14 protein-coding genes are annotated in these 14085 nt (G+C 61.0%); 9 read left to right on the top strand and 5 right to left on the bottom strand.

Annotated elements, in window-relative coordinates:
- Positions 1-12 precede the first annotated feature (12 nt).
- Positions 13-519, top strand: a complete 507-nt coding sequence (locus C7378_RS13625) for a hypothetical protein (protein WP_131997788.1) — start codon at positions 13-15, stop codon at positions 517-519.
- On the opposite strand, the gene C7378_RS13620 is transcribed toward C7378_RS13625, so the two are convergent.
- The 5 genes from C7378_RS13620 to C7378_RS13600 are packed head-to-tail and all read right to left on the bottom strand — an operon-like array spanning position 516 to position 8076.
- Positions 516-1238, bottom strand: coding sequence for a copper homeostasis protein CutC (locus tag C7378_RS13620; protein WP_207901438.1), 723 nt, complete (start codon positions 1236-1238; stop codon positions 516-518). The two genes, C7378_RS13625 and C7378_RS13620, sit on opposite strands and share 4 nt — an antisense overlap.
- A gap of 26 nt (positions 1239-1264) precedes the next feature.
- Positions 1265-2818, bottom strand: a complete 1554-nt coding sequence (gene guaA / locus C7378_RS13615) for a glutamine-hydrolyzing GMP synthase (RefSeq protein WP_131997782.1) — start codon at positions 2816-2818, stop codon at positions 1265-1267.
- A 1-nt stretch (position 2819) separates the two neighbouring features.
- Entirely contained in the window at positions 2820-3761 is a 942-nt protein-coding gene (locus C7378_RS13610) for a hypothetical protein (RefSeq protein WP_243648255.1), read from the bottom strand.
- Positions 3748-6393, bottom strand: coding sequence for a leucine--tRNA ligase (gene leuS / locus C7378_RS13605; RefSeq protein WP_131997776.1), 2646 nt, complete (start codon positions 6391-6393; stop codon positions 3748-3750). Before leuS ends, C7378_RS13610 begins: the two co-directional genes overlap by 14 nt.
- 39 nt (positions 6394-6432) lie before the next feature.
- Complete coding sequence (locus C7378_RS13600) at positions 6433-8076, bottom strand: cellulose synthase family protein (RefSeq protein ID WP_207901442.1); 1644 nt, start codon at positions 8074-8076, stop codon at positions 6433-6435.
- A 147-nt stretch (positions 8077-8223) separates the two neighbouring features.
- Here C7378_RS13600 and C7378_RS17750 point away from each other — a divergent pair, with 147 nt between their 5' ends.
- The 8 genes from C7378_RS17750 (at position 8224) to C7378_RS13565 (ending at position 14078) form a co-directional block, all read left to right on the top strand.
- Positions 8224-8397, top strand: coding sequence for a hypothetical protein (locus C7378_RS17750; RefSeq protein ID WP_165876812.1), 174 nt, complete (start codon positions 8224-8226; stop codon positions 8395-8397).
- Positions 8390-9169: a septal ring lytic transglycosylase RlpA family protein gene (locus C7378_RS13595; protein WP_131997773.1), complete on the top strand. Its 780-nt coding sequence runs from the start codon at positions 8390-8392 to the stop codon at positions 9167-9169. The genes C7378_RS17750 and C7378_RS13595 overlap by 8 nt, the downstream gene beginning before the upstream one ends.
- A gap of 122 nt (positions 9170-9291) precedes the next feature.
- Positions 9292-10188 (top strand): isocitrate lyase/PEP mutase family protein, encoded by an 897-nt coding sequence (locus C7378_RS13590; RefSeq protein ID WP_131997770.1) that lies wholly within the window; start codon positions 9292-9294, stop codon positions 10186-10188.
- 42 nt (positions 10189-10230) lie between these two features.
- A complete protein-coding gene (locus C7378_RS13585; protein WP_131997767.1) occupies positions 10231-11463 on the top strand; it encodes a M48 family metallopeptidase in 1233 nt (410 codons plus the stop codon).
- A gap of 9 nt (positions 11464-11472) precedes the next feature.
- Positions 11473-11823 carry a histidine triad nucleotide-binding protein gene (locus tag C7378_RS13580; protein ID WP_279388604.1) on the top strand — a complete coding sequence of 117 codons (351 nt, stop codon included), beginning with the start codon at positions 11473-11475 and terminating at the stop codon, positions 11821-11823.
- 4 nt (positions 11824-11827) lie between these two features.
- Positions 11828-12457 (top strand): TMEM175 family protein, encoded by a 630-nt coding sequence (locus tag C7378_RS13575; protein WP_131997764.1) that lies wholly within the window; start codon positions 11828-11830, stop codon positions 12455-12457.
- A 38-nt stretch (positions 12458-12495) separates the two neighbouring features.
- On the top strand, positions 12496-13287 hold the full coding sequence (locus C7378_RS13570) for an SDR family NAD(P)-dependent oxidoreductase (protein WP_131997761.1): 792 nt from the start codon (positions 12496-12498) through the stop codon (positions 13285-13287).
- A 14-nt stretch (positions 13288-13301) separates the two neighbouring features.
- On the top strand, positions 13302-14078 hold the full coding sequence (locus C7378_RS13565; protein ID WP_131997758.1) for a hypothetical protein: 777 nt from the start codon (positions 13302-13304) through the stop codon (positions 14076-14078).
- Positions 14079-14085: the final 7 nt, after the last annotated feature.

Genomic DNA, 14085 nt, shown 5'->3' with positions numbered 1-14085 from the left:
GAGAATAAAGTGATGAGTCAGAGTGTTCTGATGATTACAGGAATCAGCGGCGCGGAGAACTGCGCCGCCAGCATCGCCAAACAGCTGGGCTTCGCGGTTGAGATCGCCCCCAGCCGCCGCGCCGGTCTCGCCGCGCTGCGTCGCCGCGAGTACACGATCGTGGTCGTCGATACCTCTGTCGCCGAGTCAGACCCGGAAGGGGCGGAGCTGCTGTGGAAGCATACGGGGCTGGCTATTCCCCTCGAAATCAACTTTGCCATCTCGGGGTCGAACCGGCTGGTGCGTGAGGTGCGCGCTGCACTTGTCCGACGCGAACAGGAGCAGGCCCTCGCCATGCGTGCGGCTGCGACAGCGATGGAGAGCGAGCTGCGCGATACGGTTGCCGGGCTGCTGCTCCAGTCCCAGCTGGCGCTTTCAGAGCCGTCTGTGCCGCCCCAGATCGCAGTCAAGCTGCGCGCCGTGGCGGAGCTGGCCGGAAGCCTGCGCCAGCAGCTTGAACGGCCGCATGTCGTCAACTAGCCGCTAATAGTCGCAACCAGCTCCGCGACGGCTGCCTGGGCGGTGAGGAAGCGCAGATATTCGCGGCCTTCGACGCCCCCCATCGGAATCTCCGGCTTACGATAGGTCATGCCGCTCGGCAGCGGCTCTTCAAGAGCCACATGCACTTCATGCGCACCGGTCGTGGCGAGAATGCTCCGCACATTCCCCGTGGTGATACCGCAGCCCGGCATGACAAGGATGCGGTCTCCGGCAGCACGCACCATGCGGGCAACAACTTCGGCTCCATCGACCACCGAGGGCTCACCCCCTGAGGTCAGCACGCGTGCACATCCGGTCGCGATCACCGTCTCCAACGCCTCCATCAGGTCGCGCGAGACGTCAATGGCGCGATGGAAAGTGACTGGCAGCGGTGCAGCCAGCTCCACCAGGCGGCTGGTGCGCTCGCGGTCGACCGTACCGTCGGCGTTCAGCAGGCCAAAGACGATTCCGTCGGCGCCAAGGTCTTTGGCTACGCGAATATCGTGCTGCATCGCCTCGAACTCCGCATCGGTGTAGAGAAAATCACCGCCACGGGGGCGAATCATGACCTGGATCCCAAGCTTCACCCGCGCCCGTGCCGCAGCGATCGTACCGGCGCTGGGGGTCGTGCCGCCTTCAAGGAGGTTGGCGCAGAGCTCGACCCGCTGCGCGCCGCCAAGGTCGGCAGCAACGGCTGACTCTACGGACTCAATACACATTTCCAGCTTGATTGGCTCCAACTCTCTCACTCCCACTCGATGGTTCCGGGCGGCTTCGACGTGATGTCGTAGACGACGCGGTTGATACCGTGAATCTCATTGACGATGCGGCTGGAGATCCGCTTGAGCACTTCGTAAGGCAGCGGCACCCAGTCCGCGGTCATGCCGTCTTCCGAATGCACGGCGCGGATCGCGCAGGTATACGCGTAGGTCCGCTGATCGCCCATAACACCGACGCTCTTCACCGGCAGCAGCACGGCGAAGGATTGCCATATCTGCTGATAGAGTCCTGCGGACTTGATCTCGCTGACAACGATGTCGTCCGCCTCCTGCAGCAGGGCCACGCGCTCCGGCGTTACTTCACCAAGGATGCGGACAGCAAGTCCCGGGCCCGGAAACGGCTGCCTCTGAAGAATATCTTCGGGCATCTGCAGGTCGCGGCCGATGCGCCGGACCTCATCCTTGAAGAGATCGCGGAGCGGCTCGATGAGCTTGAGCTTCATATTCTCCGGCAGGCCGCCGACGTTGTGGTGGCTCTTGATGGTCTGCGAAGGCCCCTTGACCGACGAAGACTCAATGACGTCCGGATAGAGTGTTCCCTGCACCAGCCACGCCACTTCATCGTTGTTGCTCTCAAAGATGCGGCGCGCTTCGTCGTCGAAGACGCTGATGAATTCGTTGCCGATAATCTTGCGCTTGCCCTCCGGATCGGTCACGCCGGAGAGACGCTGGAGGAAGCGTGAGCTTGCATCGACTGCGACCAGGTTCAGCCCGAGCTTGTCACGCATTGTCTGCTGAACCTTCTCGAATTCGTTCAGCCGCAGCACGCCGTTGTTCACGAAGATGCAGGTGAGCCGGTCGCCGATGGCGCGCTGGACGAGAACAGCAGCGACCGAGGAATCGACGCCTCCGGAGAGGGCACAGATGGCGTGGCCATCGCCTACCTTTTCGCGGATTGCTGCAACTGTTGATTCGATAAAGTGCGCCGGCGTCCAGTCGGGCTTTGCTCCGCAGATGTTGAAGAGAAAATTCCGCAGCAACTCGGTTCCCTGCCTGGTGTGGTGAACCTCAGGGTGAAACTGCACGGCCCAGATGCGCCGTTCAGGGTCGGCGATGCCCGCCACTGCATTGGCCGTCTGCGCGGTGAGATGGAAGCCGGGCGGCAGCTCCAGCGCCTCATCGCCGTGCGACATCCATACGCTGAGCGACGCTGTCAGCCCGCTGAAGAGCGCATTTCCACTGTCCACCAGCGAAACCTCGGCGTGGCCGTACTCACGCTTTTCAGCAGAGCGGACCTTGCCCCCGAGATGGTGGGTGATGAACTGGAGCCCGTAGCAGATGCCAAGCACCGGAACGCCGAGCGCGAGAACACGCGGGTCTGCCGGCGGCGCATCGGCGTCATAGACAGAGCAGGGGCCGCCGGAGAGGATAACTCCGAGGGGCTTGAGGGCCTTTATCTCGTCGAGCGAGGCCGTGCAGGGAAGCACGGCGGAAAAAACATTCTGTTCACGGATGCGGCGCGCGATGAGCTGCGTATACTGCGAGCCAAAATCAAGGATGACGATCGAGGACGTGTCCACACTACGAGTTTTTCAGGGATGAGGACGCATGTAAAGCGGGGTCGCTCTCCACACCCGCTCTCAGGAACTCGACAAAGGCGATCGTACGTGCGACCTGGAAATAATCAGAGGCCACACAGTAGAGCAGAGTGACGAGAATCCACCAGGCGTATAGCGGCCAGCCGTTCACCACCGACTCAAACGGGAGCGGTGTGGCGGAGAAGACCATGGCGAGTACGATCAGGGCGAGTTTGACGATGCCCATGACCAGGTTGACTTCAACCAGCTTGCCCTTGAGCGAGCCCAGGCGAAGGCTGCGGAGGAGGCTGGATGCGATGCCGCGGCCCTCTACAATCGCGATCAGGGGCGCAATCGAGAACACCCAGCTCAGAAGCGCCCAGAGAGTAAAGATTCCGAGCGAAAGACAGATGACCCAGATGGAATAGCTGACCAGATCGGGTTCGACGCCACGCAGCGAATTTGCACCTGCCCAGCGAACGGCAACAAACCAGAGCAGGTAGCTCCCGACAAACATGCCGATGCGCAACAGTTGCAGTGCGACCAGCGTCACCGGGCGCCACGCAAGGACCGGGTCATAGCGGCGCAGAACGACATTGCGGCCAAAGCCCGAGGCGAACGAGGATACCGCCAGCGCGAGCGGCGCAAACCACAGAAGCAGGTGCAACGCCGGCGGCCATAGGATACCGAAGGCATTCGCCACCAGGACTGCCCCCTTCATAGGCTCGGCGAGCGAAAACTGGTCAAGGATTCCCGTAGCAGCCAGCGGCGCCTCTATCTGACGCCAGAGGCGGAACAGCTCATAGCTCAGCAGCAAGAGCAGCGGCGTCCCGGCAAGCCAGCGCCACAGCACTTCGATCGCAAGTAGCGACTTGCGCTTCCAGCACAACGCGAGTACGTGCACGAAAGACTGTGTCCCGCGCGCGATGCTGCTATTTGACGACAAGATTGACCAGCTTACCTGTGACGATGATGACCTTCACGACTTCTTTCCCCTCGATGGCCGCCTTGATCTTTTCATCGGCGAGAGCGGCATCGCGGATCGTATCCTGATCAGCCTCGGCTGCCACGCGGACGACGGAGCGCAGCTTGCCGTTGAGCTGAACGGGCACCTCCAGCTCATCCTCCTTCGCGAGCGCCTCATCGAACTGTGGCCACGGAGCGCGGAGCAGGTCACCCTGCCGACCGAGCTCCTGCCATAGCTCACAGGCAATGTAAGGCGCGAACGGAGCGAGCAGCAACACCAGGTTTTCGAGCAGGACGGCGACAGTTGCCGGCGGAACCTCGCCCGACGCAATCTTTTCGTCGGCTGCAGTGAAGGTGTTCACCATCTCCATGACGGCGGCGATGCAGGTGTTGAAGTGCCAGCGGCCGCCAAAGTCCTGAGTAATTTTGCGGATGGTCTGGTGAAGCTTGCGCAGCAACTGCTGCGAAGCCGGGTCAGAACCTGTGGCCTGGGCTGTGACGCCTCTGGCGATCGCAGCGTGACGCATCACGAAGCGGTAGACCTTGCCCAGAAAACGGCTCACGCCGGCGACGCCATCCTCCTGCCAGTCAAGATCACGATCAGGCGGCGCGGCAAAGAGAGCGTACATCCTGGTCGCATCTGCGCCGTAGCGGGCAATCATGTCATCGGGCGAGACCACATTGCCCTTCGACTTCGACATCTTTGCGCCGCCCTTGATCACCATTCCCTGGGTAAAGAGCCTGGCTGCGGGCTCGTCATTCTTCACCAGCCCGAGGTCGCGCATCACCCGCGTCCAGAAGCGCGAATAGATGAGGTGCAGGATCGCGTGCTCGACGCCACCGATGTACTGGTCGATGGGAAACCAGTAGGCAACTTTTGCCGGATCGAAGGGCGCGGAGGAGTTTTTCGCGTCTGTGTATCGGTAGAAATACCAGGACGAATCGACAAAGGTGTCCATGGTGTCGGTTTCGCGGCGCGCCGGGCCGCCACACTTCGGGCAGGTCGCATTCACAAACTCTGGCACGCGCCCCAGCGGCGAGCCTCCCTGCTGGGTGATCTCGACCTGCGGCGGCAGGATGACCGGCAACTGATCTTCCGGCACCGGCACAATCCCATCCTTCTCGCAGTAGAGCATGGGAATAGGCGTGCCCCAGTAGCGCTGGCGGCTGACGCCCCAGTCCTTCAGGCGAAAGGAAACCGTCGCCTGGCCGAATCCATGCTCCTGCGCGTAGGCGGCCATCCGGTGCTGCGCCTCTACACAACCCAGCATGTTGAAGTCGCCGGAGTTGATCAGCAGGGAGTCTTCCTCGGTATAAGGCAGCAGCGTTTCCTGCGGGCCATCGGTCTCCACCTCAACCGTGCGGCGCGGCAGCACGACGATGCGCATCTCAATGCCGTACTTCTTCGCGAACTCAAAGTCACGCTCGTCGTGGGCGGGTACGGACATGATGGCGCCCGTGCCGTAGTCGGCAAGAATGTAGTTCGCGACCCAGACCGGCAGCCGCTCATTGCTGAAGGGGTTGATGGCGTACCTTCCTGTAAAGACGCCATGCTTCTCGATGGCGCCGATGTCGCCGGTTTCGCGCGCCTTCTTCTGCTGCTCGATAAGGTCTTCAACTTCCTTCGCCAGCCTGGGGTTTTCGGCGGTGAGGGTCTTTACCAGCGCATGTCCGGGAGCCAGCTGAAGGCTGGTCGCACCGAAGATCGTATCGATGCGCGTGGTGAAAACCGCGACCTTTTCTCCAGAAGCCTTCACGTCATCATGCGCGGGAAGAACGTGGGTGCCAGCATGGCGCGTCAGATGCTTCTCATCTTCCGGAGCAGTTGCCGGATCTTCCATCGCGAACTCGACCGCCGCGCCTTCGCTGCGTCCGATCCAGTTGCGCTGCATGGTGCGGACCTTCTCAGGCCACCCATCAAGCTTGTCCAGCCCATCGAGAAGCTCCTGCGCGTAGTTGGTCGTCCGCAGGAACCACTGTTCCAGATCGCGCTGCTCGACAAGCGTGTCTTCATGGCGCCAGCAGCGGCCGTTGATCACCTGCTCATTGGCGAGCACGGTGGCGCACTCGGGGCACCAGTTCACCTTGCTCTTCCTGCGATAGGCGAGCCCCTTGTTGAACATCTGGATGAAGAACCACTGATTCCAGCGGTAGTACTCAGGCAGGCAGGTAGTGACCTCGGTCTGCCAGTCGTAGCTCAGGCCCAGCCGCTCCATCTGCCGCTTCATGGCGGCGATGTTGCTCAGCGTCCACTCACGTGGCGGGGTGTTGTTCTTGAGCGCGGCGTTTTCGGCGGGCAGACCGAATGCGTCCCATCCCATGGGGTGCAGCACGTTGTAGCCCTGCATCCACATGTAGCGCGCGAGCGCGTCGCCGATGGCATAGTTACGCACATGGCCCATGTGGAGCTGACCGGAGGGATAGGGCAGCATCTCCAGCACATAGTATTTCGGCTTGCCGGTTTCGCCCGGTTTCGGGGCGGCCTCTGCGGCGTAGAGGTCCGGCTGTGCAGCCCAGATCTGCTGCCAGCGCGGCTCGATCTCCGCAGGGTTATAGCGGACTTCATCAGCCGCGTGCGTCGCGGCCCCTTCACCTGACCTGTTCTCAACCATAGCTTGTTCTGATTCTAACCGGGAGCCGGGAAATGCCCCTTAAACCCCGACAGGAAAAGGCTTCGGAGACGACTCATCCGTATTCGCCCCTCCCGATCGCCAGCGCTCGAAGCGGCCTTGCAGCAGCGACAACAGCCCGGTGTACCAGTATCCGACGACAAACAGCAGCAGAAACGGGATCGTGAAGTAGTTCTCATTCACGATGGCGTACCAGATGGTCAGTGCGAAGTAGCAGCCAATGAGCAGTTCAATCCAGGGCACGATCCCCAACCGCTTACGATACTTCGCCGCCTGCGACTTCTCACCGCGCTTCTGGACACGGTATTTTGGAGTCCTCTTAAAGGAGCTTTGAATGCCGAAGAGGGCTTCCATGACGGCGCGGGTGTTTGTAACGGTCAGGCCGATGCCGAGCGACATCAGGAAGGGCAGATAGAGAAAGGTCTTGTACCACTGGCGCGGGTAGAGCTCCCGCTGCGACACCAGATAAAAAGACGAGATCGAGAACGTAGACGCCATGAAAAGCGGCAGGTCGATCAACAGCATCTGAAACCAGCCCTGGTAAAAGCGTATGACCATGGCGGGCATGAGGAGGGTGGAAAGCACCACCATGAGCGGATAGCTGAGGTTGGCCGTCAGGTGATAGAAGGCCTCGATCTTGGTGTGCAGCGGGGCATCGCTCTTGAAGACGCGCGGCAGGATCTTCTTCGAGGTCTGGATAAGCCCCTTGGCCCAGCGCGCCTGCTGCGTCTTGAAGGCCGTCATCTCGATGGGCACTTCTGCCGGGCACTCGACATCCTGCAGATACTTGAACTTCCAGCCGATCAGCTGCGCACGATAGCTCAGGTCGGTATCTTCAGTAAGCGTGTCATGCTGCCAGCCGCCGGCCTGGCCAATGACTTCGCGGCGCCACATGCCTGCCGTGCCGTTGAAGTTGAAATAGACTCCGGCGCGCGAGCGGCCGCCATGCTCCAGCACGAAGTGGCCGTCAAGCAGAATGGCCTCGACCTGGGTGAGAAAGCTGTAATCGCGGTTCAGGTGCGTCCAGCGTGTCTGCACCATGCCGACTTCAGGCTCGGCAAAGTGGTGGATCACTTTCATCAGCCAATCGGGCGGCGGCACAAAATCAGCGTCAAAGATGGCGACAAACTCGCCCTTGGCGCTCTTAAGCCCGTGGTCAAGGGCGCCGGCCTTATAACCATAGCGATCGGTGCGATGGACATAGTTGATGTCGTGACCGAGTTCGCGATAGCGGCTGACGATCTCCGATGCGACAACCGTGGTCTCGTCGGTGGAGTCATCGAGCACCTGGATATCGAGGAGCTCGCGCGGATACTCCAGGTTGCAGCAAGCCTCGATCAGCCGGTCGATGACGAACTGCTCATTGAAAATCGGCAGCTGGATGGTGACACGCGGGAGCTGCTCAAAATGGCGCGGCGGCTCCTTCGTCGCGTTCTTCTTGTGCTTGTAATAGAGATAGACGAGCTGATAACGGTGCATGCCGTAGAAGGCAAGAATCACCATCACGACGAAGTAGGGCACCAGCAGCATCGCATCGAAGGCATTCAGTTCGTAGAGCCCCTGAAAGGTGCGGTCGCCGTAATGGGTGTGCAGGTAATGCCCCAGCCCATGCTGCGTGAGCATCGCGATAAGTGACGGAATCGATGAAGGATAGGCCAGGGACATGGGCGGCAGCGCAGCTACTTGATCCTCATTGTACTTGTAACCTGCACGATTACCGATAGGGCACACCCAGTCAAAAGAGGTCCTGATCCTCCATTGACTGCTGCCGGAGCCTCACCGAATATTAGAAAAGCTGTCAAGGGGGATTGCATGATCGAGAGTGCGGCGCAACGCATCGAAGCCGAGGTGAAGAAGGTGATCTCCTACCTGAACGACGAAGTAGTGCCGAAAGTCCGGCAGGACTCCTCTGAGGGGCTGCGCGTGGTTGCGGGACAGCTTAGACGGCTGGCCGATCATCTGGAGCACAGCCAGAAGAATGACTAGGAACTGCCGCCTCTCCTTCGCCGTGGCGCTCGCCTCCGCCGCGATCTTCATCCTCACAGGCTGCAGCCACAGAAGGCCGATCACCGCATCAGCCCCCCCGCCACCCGTCTTGACGCCGGGCCCTGCGGCCGAACCGGTTCCTCCAGCGCCCGGCAGTGAGGCTTCTCCGATTGGAAGCTTGCCGGCGGGGAATCCTACCGACGCGGAGTTTGTCGCCTCGCACAAGCCCGTCTACTCGGAAGTAGGGATGGCCAGCTGGTATGGGCCTCCGTATCACAATCGCAGGGCTGCCAATGGCGAAATCTATGACGAGCACATGCTCTCCGCAGCGCATCGCACGCTGCCCATGGGCTCACTGATCCGTGTGACCAACCTTGCAACCGGACAGTCAGCCGTCATGCGAATTACTGACCGCGGGCCTTTTGTGCCGAATCGTATCCTGGACCTCTCGCTCGCCTCCGCCAAGGCGGTTGATGTATGGCGCCCCGGGGTTGCCAAGGTCCGGGTGGACGTCTACGCCGCGCCGAAACCACTCGATACCGGTGGCCGCTGGTGCGTCCAGATTGGCGCCTTCAAGAGCGAACATGACGCGACCAAGCTGGAACAGCACCTTGAGCGGAAATATCACACAGCCAATGTCATCGAATTTCACGGGCCTACTGGCTACTGGGTGCGTATCCGGCCTGCCGCAGACGAACATGGCCGTGCCGTCGAAATCGCGAAGTCAATTGCGCCTTCTGAAGGCGAAGCGTATCTGGTCCGGCTGGACTAAGCAGCACATCGTCCCTCAAAAAACTTCATTCAGACTTCATGCTGGGTTAAGTTCAGCAGCCTAGGCTGGAACTTGTAAGCCGCTGCATGCCAGTCTGCCGCGGCTCGAAGAAGCGAGGGAATATGCATTCTGCCAGCCAGCTGCGCCGCACCCTGAACGGGCCGGGGCTCACCATCGCACCCGGAGCCATGGACTGCCTCTCTGCTGCCGCGGTCGAACAGAATGGCTTCTCGGCCATTTACATGACGGGCATGGGAACGTCAGCCAGTCGGCTCGGCCTGCCCGACTATGGACTGGCCACCATGACAGAGATGGTGACCAACGCTTCCGCAATGGCCTCCACGGTCAATATCCCGATCATTGCCGATGCCGACACGGGCTATGGCAATGAGCTGAACATGACTCGCACGGTGATGGAGTTTGAACGCAGCGGAGTCGCCGGAATCCATATCGAGGACCAGGTCTTCCCGAAGAAGTGCGGCCATCTCGATCGCAAGCAGGTCATCCCGCGAGAGAACTACATCCGCAAAATAGCAGCTGCCGTTTCTGCGCGCAGACATCCTGACTTCCTCATCATCGCCCGCACGGATGCGAATGCCGTTGTCGGCTTTGAAGAGGCTATCGCTCGCGCCAACGCGGCCCTGGACGTGGGCGCGGACCTTGCCCTGGTGGAAGCGCCGGAGTCTGTCGAGCAGTTGCTGCGAGTGCCTCAGCTGGTTCACGGCCCCTGCGTCCTCAATATTCTCTACGGCGGCAGAAGTCCCCTGCTCTCCTTCGCGCAAATCGAGGAGGCCGGCTACAAGCTCGCCTTTCTCTCAGACGTACTACTCGGTTCCGCGCTGGCGGCCTATGACAGCGTGCTACGTACCGTTCACGGGGCGAGCCACTCCACCAGCGCCTTGAACCTGCCGCATATTGTCAGTCCGCGCGAGGTCTTCCGTCGCCTCGGTTCGGAAAGATGGGATGAACTTCGAGGGGTGGAGGATGCGGGGAAGACGCCTCTCCGCCGCGGAGCCTGAAAAAGATCACCCTCGCGGCGCGCGCTGGTGTACCTTGTCGCCATGACAGCCGCTGCCCTCTTCTGCCTGGTTAACCCCTCGGGCATCTACACCCTGCCGCCCGAGAAGCTCGCGAAAGCCGTCGAGCTCTACCAACTGCATACAGCGATTCATTTCGGCGGCACAGCATGGAGCATTCTCCTGCTCTGGCTGCTTTTACGTCGCCGGGTGGGCGCGCACGTGCGCTCCTGGGCCGCGAGGCACACCGCCAGCCCGTGGCTGCAAGGTTTTCTGGTTGTGCCAGCGTGGCTGCTGCTGCTCTCCGCGATCGCGCTGCCGGTGGATCTCTTTGCGCAGCATGTCGAGCGCCACTTCGGACTATCCGTCCAGAGTTGGCCTAGCTGGTTCGGAGACTGGGGCAAGTCACTGCTGCTAACCCTGGCGATCGGCACGCTGGTCGTGTCTGTCCTCTACTGGCTGATGCGCCGCTCGCCGCGACACTGGTGGGTGTGGTTGTGGCTGCTCTCGATTCCCTTTGAGATCGCGGCCATCTTCGTCATTCCGGTCTTCATCGATCCCATGTTCAACCACTTCTCTCCGCTGGCCAAGGCCGACCCCGCGCTGGTGCAGCAGCTTGAGAAGGTCGTCGCGCGCGGCCATCTCGACATTCCCCCCTCGCGGATGTTCCTGATGGACGCCAGCACCAAATCCACGGGACTCAACGCGTATGTGACGGGCATCGGCGCGACCAAACGCATCGTGGTGTGGGACACGACCGTCAAGGCGGCGCCCACCGACGGCATCGTCTTCATCTATGGCCATGAGCAGGGACACTACGTGCTCAACCATATCTGGAAGGGGATTCTTTTCACCGCGCTCCTAACGCTGCTCTTCTACTGGCTGACCTATCGACTGATGCAAGGTCTGATCCGCAGCCGCGGACACGAGTGGCACATCCTCGCCACTGACGATTGGGCGTCGCTGGGGCTGCTCCTGCTGCTCTTCACCGTGCTCGGCTTTCTCGCAGAGCCCATCGGCAACAGCTTCAGCCGGGTGCAGGAGCATCACGCCGACATCTACGGCCAGGAGGTCATTCACGGGCTGGTGGCCAATCCGCAACAGACTGCCGCCAACGATTTCCAGCTTCTCGGCGAGGTCTGGCTGGAGACTCCCTATCCAAATCCATTCGTCCAGTTCTGGACGGGCAGTCATCCGTCCACGGCGGAGCGCAAACTCTTCGCGGCGCACTATGACCCGTGGCGTCCGGGGCAGCATCCGCGCTACTTCACAAAATGATCTAAGCTGATGCCATCGACTATGGATTGCCTCTTCTGCAAAATCATCTCCGGCGCGATCCCCTCCAAGAAAGTCCACGAGGATTCGCTCGCCTATGTCTTCGCCGATATTGATCCGAAAGCCCCGGTTCACCTGCTGCTGGTGCCGAAGAAGCACATCACCTCCCTGGCACACGCTGAGGCTGAAGACCAGGCTCTGCTTGGGCACCTGCTGGCGCTCACCACCAAGCTGGCCGCCGAACTGAATCTCGACCGCGGCTACCGCACTGTCATCAACACGGGCGCGGACGGCGGTCAGACGGTCGATCATCTTCACCTGCATCTGCTGGGCGGACGGGCGATGCACTGGCCCCCGGGCTAGCGCGATGGCCACGCCCTACAACCAGATTGCCGGGCAGAGTGTTGAGCGGCTCGCCGCGTTGAGCGACGGCATCTTCGCAGTCGCAATGACGCTGCTCGTGCTCGACCTGCATACGCCTCTCAGCGAGGCCATTCACGGCGATGCGGCGCTGTGGCACGCACTCGCGGCAATGGCTCCTCAGATGGTCGCCTACCTGATGAGCTTTCTGACGCTGGGTATCTTCTGGACCGGGCAGCAGGCACAATTGAACTGCTTCGAACGCAGTGACCGTCACCTGAGCTGGCTGCATCTCGCCTTTCTGTTTGCCGTCACGCTGATGCCCTTCTCGACGCACCTGCTCGCCGAGTTCATCACTCTGCGTGCGGCACTCATCGTGTATTGGGCAAATATTCTGCTGCTTGGCGCTGTACTCTTCGCAAGCTGGCGTTACGCCCTCCGCGCCAAACTCCTCAAGCAGGAGGTTTCACATGAGATCGAATGCGCGGTCGAGCGCCGCATCGTCGTCGCGCAGGCGCTTTACGCCGCCGGAGCTGCACTTTGCCTGGTAAACACCTACATCAGCATCGCGGTCATCGTGCTGGTTCAACTCAATTTCGCCATTGCACCCCGCGTCCGCTACCTTCAAGGGATCTAAACTTGCGCGCTACCCGTCACTCAATTAGCGTCTGAAGCATGAGCGTTGAGCTGTCTCTTACGGGCAAGGTTGCCCTTATCACCGGGGGGTCGCGCGGCATCGGCGCGGAAACCGTCCGGCTCTTCCGCAAGGCTGGTGCGCGAGTGGCTTTCAACTATCGGGCGGCGCAGCCCGCTGCACAGGCGCTGGTGGAGGAGTGCGGCGGCCCCAATAACTGCATTGCCTTCAAACAGGAACTGGCCTCGCCTGAAGAGGGCCGCGAGCTGGTCTTCAAAGCCATCGCCGCCTTTGGACGTCTGGACTGCCTGATCGTGAACCACGGCATCTGGCCGCCGCACGACGCGCCCATAGCAGAGATGACGGATGCGCAGTGGCGCGAGACGCTTGGCGTCAATCTCGACAGCGTCTTCGGCCTGGTGCAGACGGCTACGGGGCAGTTCCAGAAGCAGGGGCGTCCGGAGCCGGGTAAGGCTGCGGGGCATATCGTGCTTATCAGCTCGACCGCCGGGCAGCGAGGCGAGGCCTTTCACGCAGACTATGCCGTGACCAAGGGCGCGCTTATCAGTTTCACCAAGAGCCTTTCGAGCGAGCTCGCTCGCGATGGCATCTATGCAAACTGTGTTGCGCCGGGCTGGGTGGCGACAGAGATGTCCGCTCCAGCGCTGGACCACCCGGAGATTGGACCGAGGGTCTTTGCAGGGATCCCGGTGGGCCGTGCCGCAACGCCACTTGAGATTGCGGGGCCTATTCTCTTCCTCTGTACGCCCTATGCGGGGTTCATGAGCGGCGAGATCGTAAACGTCAATGGAGGGGCGGTGCTGGTGGGATGAGGGCGCTCCGGGTGATGGCCTTAGGTTTGCTGCTGGCCCCGTTGCTCTGTGCGCAGACTCCTGCGCCCCCTGCGGCGTCGGCTCCTACGGACAACTCGAAGCAGGCCCGCGCCGTACTCGATGCGATGGTCAAGGCGCTCGGCGGCGATGCGTGGCTCAATCTGCAGGACACCTACTACGAGGGCCGCACTTCAAGCTTCTATCAGGGCAGGCCAACCGGCATCGTCATCGACTATTACGCCTTCCATGAGTTTCCAGACAAAGATCGTACCGAGCTCACGAAGAAAAAGAATGTCATCGAGATGTTCGTCGGCAACCAGGGCTGGGAGATTACCTATAAGGGCAAGCGGGCGATCCCGGACAAAGACCGCGACGAATTTCTGCGGCGTCGCGACCACTCCATCGAAATCGCAATTCGTGTCTGGCTCAAAGATCCGCATACGCTGCTCATCTACGATGGCCAGAAGCTGGCCGAGCGCCACCTGAGCGACCAGGTGACGCTGATCTCTTCAACCAACGACTCCATCACGATCCAGACCGATGCGGATACGCATCTGCCGCTCAGCCGCACCTTTGAATGGCGCGATCCGGTCTACAAGGACAAAAACGTCGAGGTCGAGGAATACGCGGATTACCACACGATCCAGGGCTTCCCGACAGCGTTTTCGATCACCCGCTTCCACAATGGCGATATGACCAATCAGCGCTTCCTGTCAAAGGCCGGATACAACTTTCCGATGCCGACCTACATGTTCAATCCCGATGCTGCGGCGGCGAAGATCCACCGCTGAATCGTCT

This window comes from Acidipila rosea, from assembly GCF_004339725.1.
GTDB lineage: Bacteria > Acidobacteriota > Terriglobia > Terriglobales > Acidobacteriaceae > Acidipila > Acidipila rosea.
The sequence above is the reverse complement of the archived record's forward strand: the minus strand, read 5'-3'. Positions and strand labels throughout refer to the sequence as shown.

Excerpts from the sequence above, each read along its gene's own strand:
- C7378_RS13565 (WP_131997758.1), top strand. The coding sequence starts at position 13,302 with ATGGCCTTAGGTTTGCTGCTGGCCCCGTTGCTCTGTGCGCAGACTCCT.
- C7378_RS13570 (WP_131997761.1), top strand. The coding sequence starts at position 12,496 with ATGAGCGTTGAGCTGTCTCTTACGGGCAAGGTTGCCCTTATCACCGGG.
- C7378_RS13580 (WP_279388604.1), top strand. The coding sequence starts at position 11,473 with ATGCCATCGACTATGGATTGCCTCTTCTGCAAAATCATCTCCGGCGCG.
- C7378_RS13625 (WP_131997788.1), top strand. The coding sequence starts at position 13 with ATGAGTCAGAGTGTTCTGATGATTACAGGAATCAGCGGCGCGGAGAAC.
- C7378_RS17750 (WP_165876812.1), top strand. The coding sequence starts at position 8,224 with ATGATCGAGAGTGCGGCGCAACGCATCGAAGCCGAGGTGAAGAAGGTG.
- leuS (WP_131997776.1), bottom strand. The coding sequence starts at position 6,393 with ATGGTTGAGAACAGGTCAGGTGAAGGGGCCGCGACGCACGCGGCTGAT.
- C7378_RS13585 (WP_131997767.1), top strand. The coding sequence starts at position 10,231 with ATGACAGCCGCTGCCCTCTTCTGCCTGGTTAACCCCTCGGGCATCTAC.
- C7378_RS13590 (WP_131997770.1), top strand. The coding sequence starts at position 9,292 with ATGCATTCTGCCAGCCAGCTGCGCCGCACCCTGAACGGGCCGGGGCTC.
- C7378_RS13620 (WP_207901438.1), bottom strand. The coding sequence starts at position 1,238 with ATGTGTATTGAGTCCGTAGAGTCAGCCGTTGCTGCCGACCTTGGCGGC.
- C7378_RS13600 (WP_207901442.1), bottom strand. The coding sequence starts at position 8,076 with ATGTCCCTGGCCTATCCTTCATCGATTCCGTCACTTATCGCGATGCTC.
- C7378_RS13575 (WP_131997764.1), top strand. The coding sequence starts at position 11,828 with ATGGCCACGCCCTACAACCAGATTGCCGGGCAGAGTGTTGAGCGGCTC.
- C7378_RS13595 (WP_131997773.1), top strand. The coding sequence starts at position 8,390 with ATGACTAGGAACTGCCGCCTCTCCTTCGCCGTGGCGCTCGCCTCCGCC.